This window comes from Pseudomonas putida, assembly GCF_022627325.1.
Classification (GTDB): Bacteria; Pseudomonadota; Gammaproteobacteria; order Pseudomonadales; family Pseudomonadaceae; genus Aquipseudomonas; species Aquipseudomonas putida_X.
Window position 1 is genome coordinate 189,370 of record NZ_JAETZZ010000003.1, and the last position, 22,068, is coordinate 211,437.

Genomic DNA, 22,068 nt, shown 5'->3' on the forward strand with positions numbered 1-22,068 from the left:
TCTTCACGGGGCCGTTTCCTGGGCGACAGTGGCAGGAGCGAACCCGGACTTGAGCCGACCGTTCTCGTCGAGCAGCCAGGCGTCCATGATCTGCCGCACCACGGGTGCGGCGACACCGGAGCCGGACTCGCCGTTCTCGACCATCACCGAAACCACGATCTTAGGATCGTCGGCCGGGGCGAAGGCGACGAACAACGCGTGGTCGCGGTGGCGCTCCTGAATTTTGTTGCGGTCGTATTTCTCGCCCTGCCTGATCGCTACCACCTGCGCGGTACCGCTCTTGCCGGCAATGCGGTACTGGGCACCGGCCGCAGCCTTGCGCGCAGTACCGCGGGCGTTGTGCATCACCTGCTCCATGCCGTGGGTGACCTTGGCCCAGTCGGACTTGTCACGCAGGATGATGTTTTCCATCGGGTTCGGGTCCACGGGCGGCTGACCTTCGATGGTCTTGGCCAGGTGCGGACGGTTCCAGACGCCCTTGTTGGCGATCAGCGCGGTGGCCTGGGCCAGTTGCAGCGGCGTTGCCTGCATATAGCCCTGGCCGATGCCCAGAATCAGGGTTTCACCGGGGAACCAGGCTTGGCGGCGGGTGGCGCGCTTCCATTCCCGCGACGGCATCAGCCCCGCCGACTCCTCGAACATGTCCAGGGCAACCTTCTGCCCGATGCCGAACTTGTTCATGTAGGTAGAGAGCCGATCGATGCCCATCTTGTGGGCAAGATCGTAGAAATAGGTGTCATTGGAGCGCATGATTGCGGTATCCAGGTCGACCCAGCCATCACCACTGCGGTTCCAGTTACGGTATTTGTGGTCGTAGTTGGGCAGTTGGTAGTAGCCCGGGTCGAACACCCGACTGCCGGCATTGACCACACCGCTGTCCAGGCCGGCGATGGCAACCGCCGGCTTGATGGTCGAGCCGGGCGGGTACAAGCCGCGCAGCACACGGTTGAACAGCGGCCGGTCGATCGAGTCACGCAACTCGGCGTAGGCCTTGAAACTGATGCCGGTGACGAACAGGTTCGGGTCGAAGCTCGGCTGGCTGACCATTGCCAGCACTTCGCCGCTACGCGGGTCGAGCGCTACCACCGCACCACGGCGCCCACCCAAGGCCGCTTCGGCAGCTTCCTGCAACTTGATGTCCAGGCTCAGCACGATGTCCTTGCCAGGTTTCGGGTCGGTACGCTTGAGCACCCGCAGCACCCGCCCGCGGGCGTTGGTCTCGACTTCCTCGTAACCGACCTGACCATGCAGGTCGTCTTCGTAAAAGCGCTCGATGCCGGTCTTGCCGATATGGTGGGTGCCGCTGTAGTTCACCGGGTCAAGGCTTTTGAGCTCTTTCTCGTTGATCCGCCCGACATACCCTACCGAATGGGCGAAATGCGCCCCTTGCGGATAATGCCGCACCAACTGGGCGACCACTTCGACGCCAGGCAAGCGGAACTGGTTGACCGCCACGCGGGCGATCTGCTCTTCGTTCAGCTCGAACAGGATCGGCACTGGCTCGAAGGGCCGTCGCCCCTGCCTCATGCGCTTTTCGAACAGCGCACGATCGTCGGCTGTCAGCTCCAGCACTTCGACGATCGTATCCAGCACTTGCTGCCAATTGCCGGCACGTTCGCGGGTCATCGACAAGCTGAAGCTGGGCCTATTGTCGGCGATGATCACCCCGTTGCGATCGAAAATCAGCCCGCGAGTCGGCGGGATCGGTTGCACGTGCACCCGGTTGTTTTCCGACAGCGTCGAGTGGTAGTCGTACTGGATGATCTGCAGGTAGTACAGGCGTGCGATCAACACGCAGACAAGCAGCATGACCGCCACGGCGCCGACCACGACGCGGTTACGCACCAGGCGGGCGTCTTTCTCGTGGTCCTTGAGGCGGATCGGCTGCGACATCGGACTGCTTAATGGCTCATTTGTGGTAAGGGTGCCCGGACAACACGGTCCAGGCGCGGTAGATCTGCTCGCCGATGAGTATCCTTACCAACGGGTGCGGCAAGGTCAGCGGCGACAGCGACCAGCGTTGCTCGGCGCGCGCACAAACCTCAGGCGCCAGCCCTTCCGGGCCGCCCACCATCAAATTCACCGTACGCGAGTCCAGCCGCCAGCGGTCCAGCTCGGTAGCCAATTGCTCGGTACTCCAGGGCTTGCCGTGAACCTCGAGGGTAACGATGCGCTCCCCCGGCTGCACCTTGCTCAGCATGGCCTCACCCTCCTGACGAATCAGGCGGGCGACGTCGGCATTCTTGCCTCGGGTATTGAGCGGAATTTCCACCAGCTCCAGCGACAGCTCCTGGGGCAGGCGCTTGGCATATTCATGCCAGCCTTCCTCGACCCACTTGGGCATGCGCGAGCCGACCGCGATCAGGCGCAGACGCACGACGCTTCCTTATTCCCGGTCTTTGAGCTTGTCGGTGAAGTAGTCGCTGGCGTTTTCCGGGCTGTGGTGCTTGGCATCGGCGGCACGGCTCTGCTCGGCACCCAGCCACAGGCGCTCCAGGTCGTAGAACTGGCGGGCAGCGGCGGTCATCATATGCACGATGACGTCGTTCAGGTCCAGCAGTACCCAGTCGCTGTCGCCCTTGCCTTCTTCGCCCAGCGGCTGTGCACCTTCTTTCTTGACCGTTTCACGGACCTTTTCCAGCATCGCGTTGATCTGGCGATTGGAGGTACCCGTGGCAATGATCATGTAGTCGGTCAGGCTGTGTTTGTCGCGAACGTCGATGACCTGGATATCCTGGGCCTTGACGTCTTCCAGCGCGCTGATGGTCAGCTTGACCAGTTCTTCGCCGTTGATTTTCTGCTTGCTCATATAAAACTCGTTCAACTCGTTGGATGAGGCGCCCACAGGGCACCGTCAGTTAGGCGCACGATACAGTTCATGCGCCTCGATGTAGGCCAGTACGGCGTCCGGCACCAGGAACCTCACCGACCTGCCGCTGGCCAGCAGCTGTCGGATCTGTGTAGCCGACACCGCAAGCGGTGTCTGCCAGACGAACGAAATACTACCCGCCGGGCCGGACATGGCGGTGGGATCGCTCTCCGAGCGCGCGGCCAACAGGTTGCGCAGCTCGTCAGGGGGTTCAACGTCCGCATCCGGGCGTTGCAGCACCAGGATGTGACAGTGTTGCAGCAACTCTTCCCAGCGGTGCCAGCCAGGCAAGCCGCAGAAGGCATCCCAGCCCAGCACCAGAAACAGCTGGTCATCCGCGCCCAGTTCGGCGCGGACCGACTCCAGCGTGTCGATGGTATAGGACGGTTTGTCGCGCTCCAGCTCACGGGCATCGACGCTCAGGCGCTCGACACCTTGCACGGCCTCACGCACCATCGCCAGGCGGTCTTCGGCGGCCACTTGCGGGGTGTCGCGGTGCGGCGGCCGGGCATTGGGCAACAGGCGCAGCTCTTCCAGCCCCATGAACTCGGCCACCTCGAGCGCGCTGCGCAGGTGGCCGATGTGCACGGGGTCGAAAGTACCGCCAAGAATGCCGATGCGCCGGACTGCCTGGGCCTTGCTCAACTCAGCAGGACTCCTGGCCGCGCAGCTGGCCATCGCCGATCACTACGTACTTCTCGCACGTCAGGCCTTCCAGGCCGACCGGCCCGCGGGCATGCAGCTTGTCGGTGGAGATGCCGATTTCCGCGCCCAAACCGTACTCGAAGCCGTCGGCAAAGCAGGTCGGGGTGTTGAGCATCACCGAAGCCGAGTCCACCTCGGCCATGAACTGGCGGGCCTGGCCCTGGTGTTCGGTAATGATCGAATCTGTGTGGTGCGAGCCATAGTGGTTGATGTGCTCGATAGCCTGCTCCAGCCCGTCGACCACCCGAATCGACAACACGGCGTCGAGGTACTCGGTGTGCCAGTCGTCTTCGCTGGCCGGCTTGGCCGCGATCAGCTCACAGGTACGCGCGCAGCCGCGCAGTTCGACGCCTTTTTCCTGGAAGCGGCGGGCCATTTCCGGCAGGAAACCTTCAGCCACACGCTGGTCGACCAGCAAGGTTTCCATCGCACCGCAAATACCGTAACGGTACGTCTTGGCGTTGAAAGCGACACGCCAGCCCTTGTCCAGGTCGGCATGCTCGGCGACGTAGACGTGGCAGATACCGTCCAGGTGCTTGATCACGGGCACGCGGGCATCGCGGCTGATGCGTTCAATCAGGCCGCGGCCACCCCGGGGCACGATGACATCGACGAACTCAGGCATGCTGATCAGCGCGCCAACCGCCTCACGGTCGGTGGTCTCGACCACCTGCACCACGGCGGCCGGCAGGCCGGCCTCTGCCAGGCCACGCTGAATGCAGGTGGCGATGGCGCGGTTGGAGTGAATGGCCTCGGAGCCGCCGCGCAGGATGGTGGCGTTGCCAGACTTCAGGCACAGGCTGGCGGCGTCGATGGTCACATTGGGGCGCGACTCGTAGATGATTCCGATCACCCCCAGTGGTACGCGCATCTTGCCGACCTGGATACCCGACGGGCGATAGCTCATGTCGCGGATGGCGCCGACCGGGTCCGGCAGGCTGGCCACCTGGCGCAGACCGGTGATCATGCCGTCGATACGCGCAGGGGTCAGGGCCAGGCGGTCGAGCAGGGCAGGCTCCAGACCATTGGCACGGCCGGCGGCCAGGTCCTGTTCGTTGGCTGCGGCAAGCTCGGCACGCGCAGCGTCCAGTGCATCGGCAGCAGCCTGCAGGGCGCGGTTTTTCTGCGCAGTGCTGGCGCGGGCGATCACCCGGGAGGCCTGGCGAGCGGCGCGACCCAAACGGGTCATGTAGTCAAGAACGGACTCAGTCATGGGTTCGGTGTCTTGGCGAAGGGGAAATCGGCTGATTATAACTGCCGCGCAGGTATACGCCCAGCGGCGGGTGGCGGATGGTAGAAAATGGCAGACAAGAATCTGTAGGAAAGATGTAACCGCTCTTATCGAACTGTCTTGGTTCAGCCTCGATTAAGCCAATCATTGCTATCATCCGCGCCCACACCACCACGAATCGCCAGCATGCCAGACACGCCCTCCTGCCCTGCCCGCGCCTTGCCCGACAGCTTCTTCGACCGGGACGCCCAGGTCTTGGCCAAAGCCCTGCTCGGCAAGGTCATCCGCCATCGGCACGGCGACCTGTGGCTGGCCGCTCGGATCATTGAAACCGAGGCCTATTACCTGACGGACAAGGGCAGCCATGCCTCGCTTGGCTACACAGAGAAACGCCGGGCGCTGTTTCTCGATGGCGGGCATATCTACATGTATTACGCCCGCGGAGGCGACTCGCTCAATTTCAGCGCACACGGCCCGGGCAATGCAGTGCTCATCAAGTCGGCCTACCCCTGGGTGGACGCCCTTTCCGATGCCAACAGCCTGGCGCAAATGCAGTTGAACAACCCCGACGCCAGCGGCAAGCTGCGCCCAGCCGAACGCCTGTGCGCCGGCCAGACATTGCTGTGCCGGGCCTTGGGCCTGAAGGTGCCGCAGTGGGATGGCCAGCGCTTCGACCCTGAACGCCTGTACGTGGAGGATTGTGCGATCGCCGTACCCAAAGTGGTCCAGGCCGCGCGCCTGGGTATCCCCCATGGCCGCGATGAGCACCTGCCGTACCGTTTCATCGACGCCGAATACGCCCGCTTCTGCACCCGGAACCCGCTGCGCCGGGGCCAAGTCGAAGGGCAAGACTATTTCATTCTCGAACAAGGAAGCTGAACCATGGGCCAATGGCTCGACAGCCTGACCGGCTGGCTCAGCGCCAACCCGCAGTGGCTTGGCGTGGCAATTTTCCTGGTGGCCTGCATCGAATGCCTGGCCATCGCGGGCATCATCGTGCCGGGTACGGTACTGCTGTTTGCCGTCGCAGTATTGGCCGGCAGCGGGACTTTCAGCCTGGGCGAAACATTGCTGCTGGGGTTCCTCGGTGGCCTGCTCGGTGACGCCCTGTCGTACACGATCGGCAAGTACTTCCACCAGAACATCCGCCGCCTACCCCTGTTACGCCACCACCCGGAATGGATCGGCAGCGCTGAAACCTACTTCCAGCGCTACGGCATCGCCAGCTTGCTGGTTGGCCGTTTCATCGGCCCGCTGCGGCCGATGCTGCCGATGGTCGCGGGCATGTTCGACATGCCGTTGCCGCGTTTCATCGCGGTCAGCGTGCTGGCCGGTGCCGGCTGGTCGGTCGCCTACCTGTTGCCGGGCTGGGCTACCGGGGCGGCCATGCGCCTGCCATTGCCGGAAGGGTTCTGGCTGGATGCAGGCATCATCGCAGGCTCCCTGGCGGTACTGATCGGGCTGAGCCTGAACAGCAGCGTACGCGACCAGCGCCACGGAACGCGGCTGATCGCCGGCTTGAGCTTTTTGGCGTTGGCCGGCGTGTTTCTGGGATGGCCGTATTTTCACGAGTTCGACCAGGGCGTGATGACCCTGGTGCAGGAGCATCGCAGCCAAGCGGTGGACGGCACCGTGGTGCTGGTGACCCGCTTGGGCGATTTCCGCACCCAATTTTTCCTGGGCGGGCTGCTCACCGGCCTGCTGCTGCTCGCCCGGCAGTGGCGGCACGCACTGTTCGCCGGGGGCGCCTTGATGGGTACGGCCATTGCCAATGGCTCGCTGAAATGGCTGTTCGCGCGGGCGCGACCGGAGGTACTGACCGACCCCTTGACCAGTTACAGCATGCCCAGCGGGCACAGCTCGGCCTCGTTTGCGTTCTTTCTGGTAATGGCCGTGCTGGCCGGGCGGGGCCAGCCGCCACGCTTGCGCCTGACCTGGGTGATGCTGGGGTGCATTCCGGCGCTGGCGATTGCCCTGTCGCGCGTGTACCTGGGAGCGCATTGGCCGACCGACATTCTGGCCGGGGCCTTGCTGGCCTGCTGCGTCTGCGCGCTCAGCCTGACGCTGGTGCAACATCGCCAGCCGCTCAATGCATTGCCACAGCGGGTATGGTGGCTGGTATTACCGGCGTGTATCGCGCTGCTGGCTTTTTTTGCCCTACACGCGTTGCCGCTGGCCCTGGAGCGTTATCAATACTGACATTGGCTGGGCGGCCCTATCGCCGGCAAGCCGGCTCCCACCGGGATCGCGCCAGCTCTTGGAAGTTGAGCAAGCCAGTCGCTGCCACAGGTAAAGCGCAGGCCTGAAGAGCTGCGCGGTCGTGGTGGGAGCCGGCTTGCCGGCGATAGGGCCATGAAAGCAACCAGCCTCGATCAGGCAAACAACTCACCCTGAATCCGCTCCAGCAGCCTCTGGATTTCCGCCAGCCGCTCCGACGGCGAGTCGATCGCCAGCAAGTCCAGCTTGTCCTCCTCCATGAACGGCAGCAGATAAGCCAGCTGATTGGCCAGTGCCTGGCGCCCCGCGACATCACGAGGCATGTCCAGTGCCTCGACCATCGGGTGCTCACCCAACGCCACCAGCAGGGCCAGCAGGTCATCGTCCTGATCGGTCAGCGGGCTGTCCGCCTGCTCCGCCAGCCAATTCACCTCGCCCAGCAACAACTGGTCCTTCTGCACTTCGGTCTGGCTCAGTTCGAAGCGCCGCACACCTTCGACCCGAATACCCAGCAGACCATTGTCCTGCTGAACAAAATCACGGATCAGCGCCTCGCACCCGATCGATGCAACCACAGGTGGCGCCTTGCCGACCTGCTCGCCTTCGACGATGCACACCACTCCAAAGCCTGTGCCCTGCTTCATGCAGCGGCCAATCATGTCCAGGTAGCGGGCTTCGAATATCTGCAAATCCAGCAGGCAACCGGGAAACAACACAGTATTGAGGGGAAACAGCGGTAGCGTCATCACAACTCCTCAAGCCACCAGGCTGACCGCCAACGGCAGGAACACCGCCGTGGCCACCCCCATCAGGCTCATCGCCAGTGCGGCAAACGCGCCACACTCGTCACTTTCCTGCAAGGCCACCGAGGTACCCACGGCATGCGCGGTCACGCCCAGGGACATGCCACGCGCCTCGGGGCTATGCACGCCAAAACGGCTCAACAACGCCGGGCCGAAGATGGCCCCGATCACCCCGGTGATCAACACGAACACCGCCGCCAGCGCCGCCACACCACCAATCTGCTCGGCCACGAGCATGGCAATCGGTGAGGTCACCGATTTCGGCGCCATGGTCATCAGGATCATATGTTCAGCGCCGAACCACCAGCCCAGCAACAGGCAGCAGAGCGTAGCGAACAGGCCTCCGATTACCAGCGTAGTAAATGTCGGCCAGAACAGCTGACGGATACGCCGCAGGTTCAGGTAGAGCGGCACGGCCAACGCCACCGTGGCCGGCCCCAGCAGGATGTTCATGATCTCGGTGCTCGTGCGGTACTCGCGGTAGTCGATACCACAGACCAGCAATACACCGATCACCAAGACCATCGACACGAGTACCGGCTGCAGGAAAATCCAGCGTGTTTTCTCGTAGGCGGCCAGCACGAGCTGGTAGGCCCCCAGCGTGATACCAATGCCAAACAGCGGATGGTGGACAACCGCATCGAGCGCGCCCTGCCAGTCGAGGATCATGGCTGCTCCCCGCGCTTGCCCTGGCGATGCATGAGTTTCTGCATCAATACACCAACAAACACCAAGGTGGCCAGGCAGGAGATCAGAAGAGCGCCGGCGATGGCCCAGAAGTCTGCAGCGATAGCCTTGGCATACACCATCACACCGACTGCTGGCGGTACCAACAGTAGCGGCAGGTAGCGCAACAGGCTGCTCGCCGCCTCGTTCAAGGGTTTGCCGACCTCACCGCGGGCCATGAGGAACAACAACAAGAGCAACAGACCAATGATCGGCCCGGGCAGTATCGGCACCAACAGATGATTGAGCGCCGTACCCAGCAGCTGGAACAGCACCAGCCAGGTCAAACCACGCAGCAGCATAAGGATCTCCTTTGGGCATGCCGGCCATTATAAGCACGCGCAAGCCTATGGGCAGGCATTCGCCACGATGCTGGCAACTTGACTGTCATTGCGCACCGTGCTGATCTTGCACTCTCGTACCAAATGACAACCTGGAGAGTCGTGATGCCCTATGTACCGGTTACCGAGCTTTCGCAGTACGTTGGAAAGGAACTGGGACGTTCCGACTGGCTGAAGATCGACCAGCAACGCATCAACCTGTTCGCCGAGGCCACGGGCGATTTTCAATTCATCCATGTCGACCCTGACAAAGCGGCCAAGACACCGTTCGGCTGCACCATTGCCCACGGTTTCCTGACCTTGTCGCTGATTCCGAAGCTGATGGAAGACATTCTGGTGCTGCCTGAAGGCCTGAAGATGGTGGTCAACTACGGGCTCGACAGCGTGCGGTTCATTCAGCCGGTGAAAGTCGACAGCAAGGTGCGCCTGAAGGTGGACCTGGGTGAGGTGATCGAAAAGAAACCTGGGCAGTGGTTGCTCAAGGCCACCGCGACACTGGAGATCGAAGGTGAGGACAAGCCGGCCTATATCGCCGAGCCGCTTTCGCTCTGCTTCGTCTGATCGTTTTCGGGGCCGCCACGCGGCCCCTGCCATGGCTGTCTCATCCGCCCCATTGTGCGGCATACTCGGCATAACTTTTGCCCGGATTCGGCCATGCGTGCTCTGTTACCTCTCACCCTTACCCTGATGCTCGCTGCCTGTGGCGATGGCGAATCGCTGTTGCCACCGGACGCGCGCCTGCCCGACGGCGGCCGCTACAGGGGCCAGGTGGTCGACGGCCTGCTGCAAGGCGAAGGGCGCATCGACTACCCCAACGGCAGCTGGTACGCCGGCGGCTTCAAGGATGGCCAGTGGCATGGGCAAGGCGAGTGGCATGGCAGCAATGGCGAAATCTATCGTGGCCAGTTCGCTGCCGGCCTGTTCCAGGGCATGGGCGATCTGACCACCCCCGGCAGCCATTACGCCGGCACTTTCAGCCACGGCCGACGCGACGGCGAAGGCACGCTCAAGCAGGCCGACCAGACCTACCGCGGCCAATTCAAGGACGATCAGTACCATGGCGCAGGCGAACTCGAACTCGCCGATGGCAGCCGTTATCAGGGCGTGTTCGCCAGAGGCAAGCCCAACGGTGCCGGCGTACGCAGCGATGCCAGCGGCAATCAGTTCAGCGGCCGCTTCGTCGACGGCCTGCTGCAGGGCAGCGGCACCTACGAAAGCGTCGATGGCGAGCAATATATCGGCGAGTTCAAGGACAATCGCCTGGAAGGTCGTGGCCGCTATGAAAACGCCGAAGGCGATGTGTGGATTGGCGAGTTCAAGGACGGTTCGCTGCTTGGCGAAGGGGAAATGCTCGGCAGCGATGGCAGCCACTACAAGGGCAGCTTCGTCGACTGGCGCCTGGCCGGCCAGGGCAGCCTGCAACTGCCCGATGGCAGCCACTATGTCGGCGGCTTCGAAAACGATGCCTACCAGGGCCGGGGCAAACTGACCCTGGCCAGTGGCAAGGTGCAAAGCGGTTACTGGGTCAATGGTGTGCGGGTTCGCGACCACAACGGCAAATTGCTTCCCGACCCGCTGGAACTGGCGCTGCTCAATCAGGGCAAGCTGCTGGAGCAGGCGCTGGCCCGCGTACCGCGCTCCACGCCGCCGATTGAGCTGTATAGCCTGGTGGTCGCGGGTGACGGCCAACAGAGTGTGTTTCTGCGCGAGGCCGATTACGTCAGCAATCTGTTGAAGGTGCGGTTCGGCGCCCATGGCCAGATCACCCTGGTCAACCACCGCGACCAGATGTCCTCAAGGCCCATGGCAACCCGCGAGAACCTTACCCGCGCCGCCCGCACACTGGCCGAGCGCACCGGCCCGCAGGACCTGGTGTTCATCTACCTGACCAGCCATGGCAGCCAGGACCACCAGTTGGTATTCGACCAGCCACGCCTGCAGCTTGCCGACCTGTCCGCCGACGAACTGGCCAGCGCCCTGGCGCCGCTCAAGGAACGCGACAAGGTAATCGTCATCTCCGCCTGCTATTCCGGGGGCTACATCGCCCCGCTCAAAGATGAGCGGACAATCATCATGACGGCCGCTCGGGCCGACAGGGTGTCATTCGGCTGCTCGGAAGAGGCTGATTTCACCTATTTCGGCGAGGCGCTGTTCGCCCAGGCGCTGAACCAGACCGACGATCTCGAACAAGCGTTTGAACTGGCGCGCAGCAGTGTTGCCGAACGGGAGAAGCGGGAAGGTTTCGAAGCCTCCGAGCCACAGATCTGGGCACCGCCAACCGTACTGGCACATTGGCAACGCCTGCGCCAGCAGCAAGCTGAAAAAGCCTTACGCAATGCCGCACAAGCGACTTCGCAGGGGCAGGAAAAAAGGCCCACCCCGCACTAGACTTGTGTGTAACACAGGAGAGACATCATGTACTTGACGCCTCAGCATGTCCTGCTTGCCGGAGCCACGGGCCTGACGGGTGAACACCTGCTTGACCGCCTGCTCAACGAGCCCACCATCAGCCGCGTTCTGGCACCCACCCGCCGCCCCTTGGCCGAACATCCACACCTGGAAAACCCGGTCGGCGACCCTGCGGTGTTTTTACCGCAGTTGGCCGGGCGCGTGGACATCGCTTACTGCTGCCTGGGGACTACCCTCAAGCAGGCCGGCTCCGAACAGGCGTTTCGCGCCGTCGACCTGGACATGGTGGTGGCCTTCAGCAAGCGGGCCCGGGAGATGGGGGCGCGCCACCTGCTGGTGGTCAGCGCGATCGGCGCCGACCCCAAATCGTCGATCTTCTACAACCGGGTCAAAGGCGAGATGGAAGAGGCACTCAAAGCGCAGGATTGGCCACAACTGACGATTGTCAGGCCTTCGCTGTTGCTGGGCGAGCGTATCGCCCCGCGCCTGGGAGAGCGCCTGGCGTCGCCGTTTGCGCGGTTGATGCCGGGCAAGTATCGGGGGATCGAAGCCTGCACATTGGCGCGAGCGCTGTGGCGCCTGGCGCTGGAAGAAGAGGACGGGATTCGGGTTGTCGAGTCAGATGAGCTGCGGAGATTGGGCAAGAAATAGCGCCCGCCTGTAAGGCCCTGTCACCGGCAAGCCGGCGCTGGGGCCGTTACAGACCGCCAGTGGCCTGGAAACCGATCCCGGCAGCCGTCAGCAACGATAATGGCAGGAGCAGCGTATCGAGCAGCATGCTGCCTGGCAGGTCCAACCGTGGATACGCCGGCGCCTGAGCCCCGAAATGGTCCTCTGGGCAGCACCCGCCGTTGATCACGTATAAGTCCAGCCGGGTGCCGGCATACACCACTGGGGCGCCCGGCTTGTTGGCATCCAGCGTCCGCACCGTGGCACAGCCGTCGAGCAGCAGGACGGCCAGCACAGCAGGCAATGCCCGCCTCAATCATCCGCCCCAAGATGATGTTCGCCCCAGCGCGGCAACATGTCCTGTGGGATGTTCAGCAGGTTGAGAATGCGCGCCACGACGAAGTCGACCAGGTCATCGATGGTTTGTGGCTGGTGATAGAAGCCCGGCGCCGCCGGCAAGATCACTGCCCCCATCTGCGAGAGTTTGAGCATGTTCTCCAGATGGATGGTCGAAAATGGCGCCTCCCGCGGCACCAGGATCAGCTGGCGACGTTCCTTGAGGGTTACGTCGGCGGCACGTTCGATCAGGTTGTTGCAGGCCCCGGTGGCGATGGCCGACAGGGTGCCGGTCGAGCACGGCACCACTACCATGGCCGCCGGTGCGCCGGAGCCCGAGGCCACCGGCGACATCCAGTCCTCCTTGCCATACACGCGGATCTGCCCATCGGCAGCGCCGGTGTACTCGGTGAGAAAGGCCTGCATGGCCTGCGGCTTGGGTGGCAGCAGTACGTCGGTCTCGGTGGACATCACCAATTGCGCGGCCTTGGAGATGAGAAAATGCACCTCACGGTCTTCGCGCACCAGGCAATCGAGCAGGCGCAAGCCATACTGCGCACCGGAGGCGCCGGTCATGGCCAGGGTGATGCGTTCCGGCCCGCTCATTTCAGGGCCTCGGCCAGCTTGCCATGCAGGCCGCCAAAGCCGCCGTTGCTCATGATCACCACATGTGTGCCCGGCCGCGCCTGGCCCTTGACCCGCTCGATGATCGCCTCGAGGCTGTCGGCGACCACGCTTGGCACCTTGCACTGCGCTGCGGTCGCTGCCAGGTCCCAGCCCAGGTTGGCTGGCGCATACCAGACTACCTGGTCGGCATCATTGACGCTTTCTGGCAGGCCGTCACGGTGCGCGCCGAGCTTCATGGAGTTGGAACGAGGCTCGATGATGGCGATCACCGGCGCCTCGCCCACCCGCTTGCGCAGCCCGTCCAGGGTCGTGGCGATGGCCGTCGGATGGTGAGCGAAGTCGTCGTAGATGGTCACGCCCTGCACTTCTGCGACCTTCTCCATGCGCCGCTTGACGCTCTTGAACGCGCTCAGGCCATCGATGCCCATGGCCGGCACGACCCCCACATGACGGGCAGCGGCCAAGGTTGCCAACGCGTTGGCAACGTTGTGCTGGCCGGTCAGGGCCCAGTCCACGATGCCTTGCGCCTGGCCCTCGAACAGCACTTCGAAGCGCGAGCCGTCGGCACTGAGCAGGCGCGCCTGCCATTGGCCACCCTCGCCGGTGGTCTGCACTGGCGTCCAGCAGCCCATGCCGATTACCCGCTCCAGCGCCTGCTCTGTGGTCGGGTGGATCACCAAGCCTTCGCTCGGGATGGTGCGCACCAGGTGATGGAACTGCCGCTCGATGGAGGCCAGGTCCGGGAAAATGTCCGCGTGGTCGAACTCAAGGTTGTTGAGAATGGCTGTGCGCGGATGGTAGTGCACGAATTTTGAGCGCTTGTCGAAGAAGGCGCTGTCGTATTCGTCGGCTTCCACCACGAAGAACGGCGTATCGCCCAAACGTGCCGAGACCGAGAAGTTCTGCGGCACGCCGCCGATCAGGAAGCCAGGGCTCATGCCGGCATGCTCCAGGACCCAGGCCAGCATGCTGCTGGTGGTGGTCTTGCCGTGAGTACCGGCCACGGCCAGCACCCAACGCCCCTGCAGCACATGGTCGGCCAGCCACTGGGGGCCGGAGACGTAAGGCAGGCCTTTGTTGAGCACATACTCCACTGCAGGATTGCCCCGCGACATGGCGTTGCCGATCACCACCAGGTCAGGTGCCGGGTCCAGCTGGGCCGGGTCGTAGCCCTGAGTCAGCTCGATGCCCTGGGCCTGGAGCTGGGTACTCATCGGTGGATAGACGTTGGCGTCCGAACCGGTCACACGGTGGCCAAGCTCCTTGGCCAGCACCGCCAGCGAACCCATGAAAGTGCCGCAAATACCGAGAATATGAATATGCATGGTCGACCTCGCAAAACTTCGAGGCAGGGTAGCCCAGGGCGCGGGAAATCGCACCCGCTGTTTCGCTCAGACGCCCCTGGCGATGCCGTGTTTGCGCAGTTTTCGATACAAGGTATTGCGGCTGATATTCAATTGCTCGGCGACACGGGTCAGGTGCCAGCGGTTTGCCTCCAGTGTGGATAACAGGGCTTGGCGCTCGGCATCCTCCAACCGTCCCGGCCTCATCGCCGGCAAGCCGGCTCCCACAGGGGGAGTGCCAGCCTCTTGGGTGGTGCCAGCCTCTTGGGGGGTGCCAACCTTGTGGGTGGTGCCAGCCTCTTGGGGGGCGCTACAGCTTTTGCCTGCCTTTTTGAGGATGACGGCGGGAAGCTCGCCACACTCGATACGCCCGTGCTCACACAATGCCACCAGCGTACGCAGCACATTGCGCATCTGGCGCACATTGCCCGGCCAGGCATAATCCAGCAGCGCCTGGCGGGCGCTTGGGTCGATTTCGATGGCCTGGCCTTGCGCTTCCTGGCGCAGCAGGAAATCCAGCAACTGAGCCTTGTCACTGCGCTCACGCACCGCCGGCATTGCCACTTCCAGGCCGTTGAGCCGGTAATACAGGTCCTCGCGGAAGGTGCCTTGCTCCACCCGCTCCAGCAAATCTCGGTGGGTAGCACTGACGATGCGCACATCGACCGCTTGCGGCTCACCACCGATCGGCACCACCTGACGTTCTTCCAGCACCCGTAGCAGACGGGTCTGCAGCGCCAGCGGCATGTCACCGATCTCGTCGAGCAACAAGGTGCCGCCATCGGCCTGCAGCAGCTTGCCGCGCATGCCTTCCTTGCGCGCTCCGGTAAAACTGCCGCCGCGGTAACCGAACAGCTCACTCTCTATCAGGCTTTCGGGAATCGATGCGCAGTTGACTGCCACGAACGGTTTGCCGCGCCGTTGGCTAGCCTGGTGCACGGCCTGGGCAAAGGCTTCCTTGCCACAACCGGTCTCGCCCGACACCAGCAGTGGCACATCACGCTCGAACACCCGCAGCGCCCGCTGGAAATCACCCTGCAGCGCCGGGTCCATCAGGCAAATGCCCAGGGCGGCCTCGGGCCGGGCTTCGGGCAAACCAGCCGGCACCGCCCACACCGGCGCCTTAGCCTGCCCGCGCAAGCTGGCAAATACCTGGCGACCATCTCGTGTATAGAGCGGCCAGGCCGGGCTGCCAGTGGGCATGGCGCGGCTGAAGAGCTCATCAGGGTTACAGGCAAAGAACATGTCCAGCGGCTTGCCCAGTACCCCGCCGCGGACGGTGCCCAACAGGTTGAGGGCGCTCTGGTTGGCCGCGCAGATACGGCCATCGGCGCCGAACGCCAGCAGCCCTTCGCTGAACAACCCCACCGACTCGGCCTGCAGGTGAAAGCGCAGCAGCCATTGCTGCTCGAAGTGGCGCAGGAAGTAACAGCTCTCGATCATCTTTGCCGAAAGGTTGACCAGCGCCATGGTATGAAACTGGCTTTGACGCGAAACATCCGGCCTCGCCGATGACACATCGAGCACTGCCAGCAGTTCGCCGTGAGGGTCGAACACCGGGCTGGCCGAACAGGTCAGCCCGGTGTGCCGGCCGCGAAAATGTTCGTTCTGATGGATGGTCAGGGCCTGGCGCTCCACCAGGCAGGTGCCGATGCCGTTGGTGCCCTCGCGCGCTTCGCTCCAGTCAGCGCCCAACCACAACCCTGCACGTTCGAAGATGCGCCGCTCGCTGGGTGCAGTGACACAGTTGAGGATGACACCGCGCGCATCGGTCAGCAGCACCGCATGCCCGGCACCGGATAACTGCTGGTGCAGGCTGTTCATTTCACTGTCGGCGATTTTCAGCACCTGGTTCAGGCGCTCACGGCTTTCGAGCAAGCGGCCGTGCTCCAGCACGACCGGCGCGGCAAGCACCTCGGGATCCAGATGGTAGTCCTCCAGGCATCGCAGCCAGGATCGGGCAATGGACGGATCGCTGCCGGCCCCCCCGGCTTCGCCGTGGGCAACGGTATGCACTTGCTGGGCATGACGACTGAGGTGGTGGCTCTGCATTGGTTTTTGTTCTCCGCAGATAGAGCGTCCTGCCAGCATCCTCCACCCGCCCGGGCTTTGCAATGTGCCGCAATCAAGCGTGTCGCAAACGGTACAAAGTGTCACCCAGCGCGTGCCGTTCCCGGTACAGCGCCCGCTGCAGGCCCCTCAAGAAATCGCGCAAGCCATTGATTCAACTAGCCCTCCCCACGCTGGCCCAACCTTTGCTCTACGCTTTCCAACTCCTCAACAAACACAATTAACCAGGAGACACACCATGCGTTATGCACATCCCGGTACCGAGGGCGCGAAGGTTTCCTTCAAGAGCCGCTACGGCAACTACATCGGTGGTGAATTCGTAGCTCCGGTCAAGGGGCAGTATTTCGACAACACCTCCCCGGTCAATGGCAAGCTGATCGCTGAATTCCCTCGCTCCACTGCCGAAGACATCGACAAGGCCCTGGACGCCGCCCACGCTGCCGCCGATGCCTGGGGCCGCACGTCGGTACAGGACCGCTCCAACGTTCTGCTGAAGATCGCCGAGCGCATCGAGCAAAACCTTGAGGTGTTGGCCATCACCGAAACCTGGGACAACGGCAAGCCGGTCCGCGAAACCCTCAACGCCGACATCCCGCTGGCGGTCGATCATTTCCGCTATTTCGCCGGCTGCATACGCGCCCAGGAGGGCGGTGCCGCCGAGATCAACGAAAACACCGTGGCCTATCACATTCATGAGCCACTGGGCGTGGTCGGGCAGATCATCCCGTGGAACTTCCCGATCCTGATGGCCGCCTGGAAACTGGCACCGGCCCTGGCCGCTGGCAACTGCGTGGTGCTCAAACCAGCCGAACAGACGCCGCTGGGCATCACCGTGCTGGTCGAGCTGATTGGCGACCTGCTGCCGCCCGGCGTGCTCAACGTCGTCCAGGGCTATGGCCGCGAGGCCGGCGAGGCGCTGGCCACCAGCAAGCGCATCGCCAAGATCGCCTTCACCGGCTCTACCCCGGTTGGCTCGCACATCATGAAATGCGCCGCCGAGAACATCATTCCGTCGACTGTCGAGCTGGGCGGCAAATCGCCGAACGTGTACTTCGAAGACATCATGCAGGCTGAGCCGAGCTTCATCGACAAGGCTGCCGAAGGCATGGTGCTGGCATTCTTCAACCAGGGCGAGGTCTGCACCTGCCCGTCACGCGCACTGGTGCAAGAGTCGATTTACCCGCAGTTCATGGAAGTGGTGATGAAGAAGGTGCTGCAGATCAAACGCGGCGACCCGCTCGACACCGACACCATGGTCGGCGCCCAGGCGTCGCAACAGCAGTTCGAAAAAATCCTGTCGTACCTGCAGATTGCCCAGGACGAGGGCGCCGAGCTGCTGACCGGCGGCAAGGTGGAGAAGCTGGAGGGGGCGCTGGCCACGGGTTACTACATCCAGCCGACACTGCTCAAAGGCACCAACAAGATGCGAGTGTTCCAGGAGGAAATCTTCGGCCCGGTGGTCAGCGTCACCACTTTCAAGGACGAAGCTGAAGCACTGGCCATCGCCAACGACACCGAGTTCGGCCTTGGCGCCGGTGTATGGACCCGCGACATCAACCGCGCCTACCGCATGGGCCGCGGCATCAAGGCGGGCCGCGTATGGACCAATTGCTACCACCTGTACCCGGCACACGCCGCGTTCGGCGGTTACAAGAAATCCGGCGTAGGCCGTGAAACCCACAAAATGATGCTCGACCACTACCAGCAAACCAAGAACCTGCTGGTGAGCTACGACATCAACCCGCTGGGCTTCTTCTAAGCGGCAAGCGGCAAGCGGCAAGCGGCAAGCTGCAAGAAAAAGCGAGTACACCGCCGACCTGCTTTTTCTTGAGGCTTGCAGCTTGAAGCTTGAAGCTTGAAGCCCCATGGCTCGCTTCCTGCAGTACCCATCACCATGGGCCGGAACCCTTCCGGCCACCAAGAAAAAGAACAGGTGAAACTATGCCAAGCGATCAATCTTCCGGCACACCGGCAGGTGCTTCCGTCGATTTTGAAAAAGTCGGTTCGGACTACTTCCAGCAGCGTGAACTGAAAAAAGGGGCTGCCGGCTGGGTCCTGCTGGTGGGCCTGGGCGTCGCCTACGTGATCTCCGGCGACTATGCCGGCTGGAACTTCGGACTCGCCCAAGGCGGCTGGGGCGGCATGTTCCTGGCCACCCTGCTGATGGCCACCATGTACTTGTGCATGTGCTTCTCGCTCGCCGAACTGTCCTCGATGATCCCAACCGCCGGGGGCGGCTACGGCTTTGCCCGTAGCGCCTTCGGCCCGTGGGGCGGCTTTCTGACAGGCACGGCGATCCTCATCGAGTACGCCATCGCGCCGGCAGCCATCGCGGTGTTCATCGGCGCCTACTGCCAGTCCCTGTTCGGCATTGGCGGCTGGATGATCTACCTGGCGTTCTACATCGTCTTTATCGGCATCCACATCTTCGGTGTGGGTGAAGCGCTGAAACTGATGTTCATCATCACCGCCATCGCCGCCATCGCCCTGGCTGTCTTCCTTGTGGGCATGGTGCCCCATTTTGATGCAGCGAACCTGTTCGACATCGCCCAGACCGACGCGGTTGGCGCCAGCAGCTTCCTGCCGTTCGGTTATGTCGGCGTGTGGGCGGCAATCCCGTACGCGATCTGGTTCTTCCTGGCGGTAGAAGGCGTGCCACTGGCGGCCGAGGAAACCAAGAACCCGAAACGTGACCTGCCACGTGGCCTGATTGGCGCCATGCTGGTGTTGCTGGCCTTTGCCCTGCTGATCCTCGTGGTCGGCCCGGGCGGTGCGGGCTCCGAAGCGCTCAAAGCCTCCGGTAACCCACTGGTTGAAGCGCTGTCCAAGGCGTATGGCGGCTCCACCTGGATGGGCGGCTTCGTCAACCTGGTTGGCCTGGCCGGCCTGATTGCCAGCTTCTTCTCCATCATCTATGCCTATTCGCGGCAGATCTTCGCCCTTTCCCGCGCGGGCTACCTGCCGCGCAAACTGTCTGAAACCAACAAGAGCAAGGCACCGGTACTGGCCCTGATCATCCCCGGCATCATTGGCTTCGCCCTGTCACTGACCGGCCAGGGCGACCTGCTGATCCTGGTTGCGGTGTTCGGCGCAACGCTGTCTTATGTACTGATGATGGCCGCGCACATCACCCTGCGCATCCGCCGGCCCAAGATGGAACGCCCCTATCGCACCCCGGGTGGCATCTTCACCTCAGGCGTAGCCCTGGTGCTGGCCTGTATCGCCGTGGTCGCAGGCTTCCTGGTCGACCCACGGGTGGTGATTGGCGCTGCAGTGATCTATGCAGTATTGATTGCCTACTTTGCGTTCTACAGCCGCCACCACTTGGTAGCGGGCACACCGGAAGAGGAATTCGCCGCGATCCAGAAGGCCGAAGAGGCCCTGCACTGATCGCCGACACCTGCCGCGGGTACGCCCGCGGCACTCTGGAGATTCTGTATGGCAAGTTTCGTACACACGGTAGGCCACCTGGTCTACCGTTTCGACAGCCTCAAGGACGTGATGGCCAAAGCCAGCCCCGCACGCTCCGGGGATTACCTGGCTGGCGTTGCCGCCGCCAACGATGGCGAGCGGGTGGCGGCGCAGATGGCACTGGCCAATATCCCACTCAGCCACTTCCTCAGCGAAGCGCTGATCCCTTACGAGCAGGATGAAGTTACCCGTCTGATCATCGACACTCACGACGCCCAGGCCTTCGCCCCGGTCAGCCACCTCACCGTCGGTGGCCTGCGTGACTGGCTGCTCAGCGACGAAGCCAACGAAGACAGCCTGCGCGCCCTGGCGCCAGGCCTGACCCCGGAAATGGCCGCTGCAGTCTCGAAGATCATGCGCGTACAGGACCTGGTGCTGGTGGCGCAGAAAATCCGTGTGGTCACCCGTTTTCGCGGCACCATGGGCTTGCGCGGGCGCCTGTCGACCCGCTTGCAGCCCAACCACCCTACCGACGAGCCGGCCGGGATTGCCGCCAGCATTCTCGATGGCTTGCTGTACGGCAACGGCGACGCCATGATCGGCATCAACCCGGCCACCGACAGCACCGCCTCGATCTGCGCGATGCTGGAAATGCTCGACGCCATCATCCAGCGCTATGACATTCCCACCCAGGCCTGTGTGCTGACCCACGTCACCACCTCCATAGAGGCAATCAACCGCGGCGTGCCGCTGGACCTGGTGTTCCAGTCGATTGCCGGCACCGAGGCAGCCAACGCCGGCTTTGGCATCAACCTCAACGTGCTTCAGGAAGGTTACGAAGCCGGGCTGTCGCTCAAGCGCGGCACCCTCGGGCAGAACCTCATGTATTTCGAAACCGGCCAGGGCAGCGCCCTGTCGGCCAACGCTCACCACGGCGTCGATCAGCAAACCTGTGAAACCCGCGCCTATGCCGTGGCCCGTCACTTCAAGCCGTTTCTGGTCAACACCGTGGTCGGTTTCATCGGCCCCGAGTACCTGTACAACGGCAAGCAGATCATCCGTGCCGGCCTGGAGGACCACTTCTGCGGCAAACTGCTGGGCGTGCCGATGGGGTGCGACATTTGCTACACCAACCATGCCGAGGCCGATCAGGACGACATGGACACCCTGCTGACCCTGCTGGGTGTGGCCGGGATCAACTTCATCATGGGCATCCCCGGTTCCGACGACATCATGCTCAACTACCAGACCACCTCGTTCCATGACGCGCTGTATGCGCGCCAGACCCTGGGCCTCAAACCTGGGCCTGAGTTCGAGGCATGGTTGCAGCGCACCGGTATCTTCACCCAGGCCGATGGCCAGGTGCGCTTTGGCGACAACCTGCCCCCGGCGTTCCGCCAGGCCTTGGCGCAACTGTCATAGAGGTGACCATGGACCATCAGACGCCCACCCCCGAAAACCCTTGGCTGGCCCTGCGCAATCTGACCCCGGCGCGTATCGCCCTGGGCCGCAGCGGCATCAGCCTGCCAACCGACGCCCAGCTGGACTTCCAGTTCGCCCACGCCCAGGCCCGCGATGCCGTGCACCTGGCGTTCGACCACCGTTCCCTGGCCGAACAATTGAAGGAGCGCGGCCGTGACAGCCTGGTTCTGCACAGCGCTGCCAGCGACCGCCACCAGTACCTGCAACGCCCCGACCTGGGGCGGCGCCTGAACGAGCACTCGGTGGAGCAGCTGCGCCAGCACGCCCAGGCCAACCCTGGCGGCTGCGACCTTGCCATCGTGGTGGCCGACGGCCTCTCGGCACTGGCCGTGCATCGCCATACCTTGCCGTTCCTGGCCCGTTTCGAGGAGCAGGCCGCCGCCGATGGCTGGACCAGCGCACCGGTGGTGCTGGTGGAGCAAGGCCGGGTGGCCGTGGCCGACGAAGTGGGCCAACTGCTGGGGGCGCGCATGACCGTGGTGCTGATCGGTGAGCGCCCCGGGCTCAGTTCACCCGACAGCCTGGGCTTGTATTTCACCTACGCGCCAAAGGTGGGCCTGACCGACGCTTACCGCAACTGCATCTCCAACGTTCGCCTCGAAGGCCTGAGCTACGGCATGGCCGCCCACCGCCTGCTATACCTGATGCGCGAGGCCTGCCGCCGACAGCTGTCTGGTGTGAATTTAAAGGACGAAGCGCAGGTCCATACCCTCGACAGTGAAAACACTCCTGGCCAAAAAGGTAATTTCCTACTCGGTGAAGGGTAAAAAACATGTCACGGACGGCGGATTGCGCTTCTAGCCTGCATTGGGCAGCATGCTATTGAAAG

Annotated in this window: 21 protein-coding genes; 9 read left to right on the forward strand and 12 right to left on the reverse strand. The window is 63.2% G+C overall.

All coding sequences use genetic code 11. The annotated features are described in order from the left end of the window. Positions 1-3: 3 nt before the first annotated feature. From mrdA to JNA92_RS06610, 5 genes are read right to left on the reverse strand one after another with little or no spacing between them, the layout of a single operon-like run. A complete protein-coding gene (gene mrdA, locus JNA92_RS06590) occupies positions 4-1,893 on the reverse strand; it encodes a penicillin-binding protein 2 (protein ID WP_241803949.1) in 1,890 nt (629 codons plus the stop codon). Positions 1,894-1,909: 16 nt separating this feature from the next. Then, on the reverse strand, positions 1,910-2,377 hold the full coding sequence (rlmH, locus tag JNA92_RS06595; protein WP_008090421.1) for a 23S rRNA (pseudouridine(1915)-N(3))-methyltransferase RlmH: 468 nt from the start codon (positions 2,375-2,377) through the stop codon (positions 1,910-1,912). A gap of 9 nt (positions 2,378-2,386) precedes the next feature. After that, positions 2,387-2,809: a ribosome silencing factor gene (gene rsfS, locus JNA92_RS06600; RefSeq protein ID WP_241803950.1), complete on the reverse strand. Its 423-nt coding sequence runs from the start codon at positions 2,807-2,809 to the stop codon at positions 2,387-2,389. A 45-nt stretch (positions 2,810-2,854) separates the two neighbouring features. Beyond that, positions 2,855-3,547, reverse strand: a complete 693-nt coding sequence (gene nadD / locus JNA92_RS06605) for a nicotinate-nucleotide adenylyltransferase (protein ID WP_241803951.1) — start codon at positions 3,545-3,547, stop codon at positions 2,855-2,857. Further along, positions 3,516-4,787, reverse strand: a complete 1,272-nt coding sequence (locus tag JNA92_RS06610) for a glutamate-5-semialdehyde dehydrogenase (protein WP_241803952.1) — start codon at positions 4,785-4,787, stop codon at positions 3,516-3,518. The genes nadD and JNA92_RS06610 overlap by 32 nt, the downstream gene beginning before the upstream one ends. Positions 4,788-4,991: 204 nt before the next feature. On the opposite strand from JNA92_RS06610, the gene JNA92_RS06615 reads away from it, so the two are divergent. After that, complete coding sequence (locus tag JNA92_RS06615; RefSeq protein ID WP_241803953.1) at positions 4,992-5,684, forward strand: DNA-3-methyladenine glycosylase; 693 nt, start codon at positions 4,992-4,994, stop codon at positions 5,682-5,684. A gap of 3 nt (positions 5,685-5,687) precedes the next feature. Continuing rightward, positions 5,688-7,004, forward strand: coding sequence for a bifunctional DedA family/phosphatase PAP2 family protein (locus JNA92_RS06620; protein WP_241803954.1), 1,317 nt, complete (start codon positions 5,688-5,690; stop codon positions 7,002-7,004). A 173-nt stretch (positions 7,005-7,177) separates the two neighbouring features. Here the strand turns inward: JNA92_RS06620 and JNA92_RS06625 are convergent, their stop codons facing one another. Genes JNA92_RS06625 through JNA92_RS06635 form a run of 3 tightly spaced genes read right to left on the reverse strand, consistent with a single transcriptional unit; the run spans position 7,178 to position 8,853 of the window. After that, positions 7,178-7,768 carry an LON peptidase substrate-binding domain-containing protein gene (locus JNA92_RS06625; RefSeq protein WP_241803955.1) on the reverse strand — a complete coding sequence of 197 codons (591 nt, stop codon included), beginning with the start codon at positions 7,766-7,768 and terminating at the stop codon, positions 7,178-7,180. Positions 7,769-7,777: 9 nt separating this feature from the next. Beyond that, positions 7,778-8,494 (reverse strand): LrgB family protein, encoded by a 717-nt coding sequence (locus tag JNA92_RS06630; RefSeq protein WP_241803956.1) that lies wholly within the window; start codon positions 8,492-8,494, stop codon positions 7,778-7,780. Next, positions 8,491-8,853, reverse strand: coding sequence for a CidA/LrgA family protein (locus tag JNA92_RS06635; protein WP_241803957.1), 363 nt, complete (start codon positions 8,851-8,853; stop codon positions 8,491-8,493). The genes JNA92_RS06630 and JNA92_RS06635 overlap by 4 nt, the downstream gene beginning before the upstream one ends. Before the next feature lie 144 nt (positions 8,854-8,997). On the opposite strand from JNA92_RS06635, the gene JNA92_RS06640 reads away from it, so the two are divergent. The 3 genes from JNA92_RS06640 to JNA92_RS06650 all read left to right on the forward strand — a co-directional run bounded on the left by JNA92_RS06640 (position 8,998) and on the right by JNA92_RS06650 (position 11,952). After that, on the forward strand, positions 8,998-9,453 hold the full coding sequence (locus JNA92_RS06640; protein ID WP_241803958.1) for a MaoC family dehydratase: 456 nt from the start codon (positions 8,998-9,000) through the stop codon (positions 9,451-9,453). A 93-nt stretch (positions 9,454-9,546) separates the two neighbouring features. Further along, positions 9,547-11,280: a C13 family peptidase gene (locus JNA92_RS06645; RefSeq protein WP_241803959.1), complete on the forward strand. Its 1,734-nt coding sequence runs from the start codon at positions 9,547-9,549 to the stop codon at positions 11,278-11,280. 27 nt (positions 11,281-11,307) lie between these two features. After that, a complete protein-coding gene (locus JNA92_RS06650) occupies positions 11,308-11,952 on the forward strand; it encodes an oxidoreductase (protein WP_012312540.1) in 645 nt (214 codons plus the stop codon). A gap of 46 nt (positions 11,953-11,998) precedes the next feature. Here the strand turns inward: JNA92_RS06650 and JNA92_RS06655 are convergent, their stop codons facing one another. From JNA92_RS06655 to JNA92_RS06670, 4 genes are all read right to left on the reverse strand, one after another. After that, on the reverse strand, positions 11,999-12,286 hold the full coding sequence (locus JNA92_RS06655; protein ID WP_241803960.1) for a YceK/YidQ family lipoprotein: 288 nt from the start codon (positions 12,284-12,286) through the stop codon (positions 11,999-12,001). Then, positions 12,283-12,912 (reverse strand): flavin prenyltransferase UbiX, encoded by a 630-nt coding sequence (gene ubiX, locus JNA92_RS06660; protein ID WP_039603651.1) that lies wholly within the window; start codon positions 12,910-12,912, stop codon positions 12,283-12,285. The genes JNA92_RS06655 and ubiX overlap by 4 nt, the downstream gene beginning before the upstream one ends. Continuing rightward, positions 12,909-14,258, reverse strand: coding sequence for a UDP-N-acetylmuramate:L-alanyl-gamma-D-glutamyl-meso-diaminopimelate ligase (gene mpl / locus JNA92_RS06665; RefSeq protein WP_241803961.1), 1,350 nt, complete (start codon positions 14,256-14,258; stop codon positions 12,909-12,911). The genes ubiX and mpl overlap by 4 nt, the downstream gene beginning before the upstream one ends. Positions 14,259-14,324: 66 nt before the next feature. Then, complete coding sequence (locus JNA92_RS06670) at positions 14,325-16,328, reverse strand: sigma-54-dependent Fis family transcriptional regulator (RefSeq protein WP_241803962.1); 2,004 nt, start codon at positions 16,326-16,328, stop codon at positions 14,325-14,327. A 256-nt stretch (positions 16,329-16,584) separates the two neighbouring features. On the opposite strand from JNA92_RS06670, the gene exaC reads away from it, so the two are divergent. The 4 genes from exaC (at position 16,585) to eutC (ending at position 22,006) form a co-directional block, all read left to right on the forward strand. Continuing rightward, positions 16,585-18,105, forward strand: a complete 1,521-nt coding sequence (gene exaC / locus JNA92_RS06675; RefSeq protein ID WP_241803963.1) for an acetaldehyde dehydrogenase ExaC — start codon at positions 16,585-16,587, stop codon at positions 18,103-18,105. A gap of 182 nt (positions 18,106-18,287) precedes the next feature. Then, on the forward strand, positions 18,288-19,736 hold the full coding sequence (gene eat, locus JNA92_RS06680; protein WP_241803964.1) for an ethanolamine permease: 1,449 nt from the start codon (positions 18,288-18,290) through the stop codon (positions 19,734-19,736). Positions 19,737-19,784: 48 nt separating this feature from the next. Beyond that, positions 19,785-21,179: an ethanolamine ammonia-lyase subunit EutB gene (locus JNA92_RS06685; protein WP_241803965.1), complete on the forward strand. Its 1,395-nt coding sequence runs from the start codon at positions 19,785-19,787 to the stop codon at positions 21,177-21,179. 8 nt (positions 21,180-21,187) lie between these two features. Beyond that, positions 21,188-22,006, forward strand: coding sequence for an ethanolamine ammonia-lyase subunit EutC (gene eutC, locus JNA92_RS06690; RefSeq protein WP_241803966.1), 819 nt, complete (start codon positions 21,188-21,190; stop codon positions 22,004-22,006). The last annotated feature ends 62 nt before the right edge of the window (positions 22,007-22,068 follow it).

Coding starts and splice junctions, on each gene's coding strand:
- mrdA (WP_241803949.1), bottom strand. CDS start 1,893: ATGTCGCAGCCGATCCGCCTCAAGGACCACGAGAAAGACGCCCGCCTG.
- rsfS (WP_241803950.1), bottom strand. CDS start 2,809: ATGAGCAAGCAGAAAATCAACGGCGAAGAACTGGTCAAGCTGACCATC.
- nadD (WP_241803951.1), bottom strand. CDS start 3,547: ATGGCCAGCTGCGCGGCCAGGAGTCCTGCTGAGTTGAGCAAGGCCCAG.
- JNA92_RS06610 (WP_241803952.1), bottom strand. CDS start 4,787: ATGACTGAGTCCGTTCTTGACTACATGACCCGTTTGGGTCGCGCCGCT.
- JNA92_RS06615 (WP_241803953.1), top strand. CDS start 4,992: ATGCCAGACACGCCCTCCTGCCCTGCCCGCGCCTTGCCCGACAGCTTC.
- JNA92_RS06620 (WP_241803954.1), top strand. CDS start 5,688: ATGGGCCAATGGCTCGACAGCCTGACCGGCTGGCTCAGCGCCAACCCG.
- JNA92_RS06625 (WP_241803955.1), bottom strand. CDS start 7,768: ATGACGCTACCGCTGTTTCCCCTCAATACTGTGTTGTTTCCCGGTTGC.
- JNA92_RS06630 (WP_241803956.1), bottom strand. CDS start 8,494: ATGATCCTCGACTGGCAGGGCGCGCTCGATGCGGTTGTCCACCATCCG.
- JNA92_RS06635 (WP_241803957.1), bottom strand. CDS start 8,853: ATGCTGCTGCGTGGTTTGACCTGGCTGGTGCTGTTCCAGCTGCTGGGT.
- JNA92_RS06640 (WP_241803958.1), top strand. CDS start 8,998: ATGCCCTATGTACCGGTTACCGAGCTTTCGCAGTACGTTGGAAAGGAA.
- JNA92_RS06645 (WP_241803959.1), top strand. CDS start 9,547: ATGCGTGCTCTGTTACCTCTCACCCTTACCCTGATGCTCGCTGCCTGT.
- JNA92_RS06650 (WP_012312540.1), top strand. CDS start 11,308: ATGTACTTGACGCCTCAGCATGTCCTGCTTGCCGGAGCCACGGGCCTG.
- ubiX (WP_039603651.1), bottom strand. CDS start 12,912: ATGAGCGGGCCGGAACGCATCACCCTGGCCATGACCGGCGCCTCCGGT.
- mpl (WP_241803961.1), bottom strand. CDS start 14,258: ATGCATATTCATATTCTCGGTATTTGCGGCACTTTCATGGGTTCGCTG.
- JNA92_RS06670 (WP_241803962.1), bottom strand. CDS start 16,328: ATGCAGAGCCACCACCTCAGTCGTCATGCCCAGCAAGTGCATACCGTT.
- exaC (WP_241803963.1), top strand. CDS start 16,585: ATGCGTTATGCACATCCCGGTACCGAGGGCGCGAAGGTTTCCTTCAAG.
- eat (WP_241803964.1), top strand. CDS start 18,288: ATGCCAAGCGATCAATCTTCCGGCACACCGGCAGGTGCTTCCGTCGAT.
- JNA92_RS06685 (WP_241803965.1), top strand. CDS start 19,785: ATGGCAAGTTTCGTACACACGGTAGGCCACCTGGTCTACCGTTTCGAC.
- eutC (WP_241803966.1), top strand. CDS start 21,188: ATGGACCATCAGACGCCCACCCCCGAAAACCCTTGGCTGGCCCTGCGC.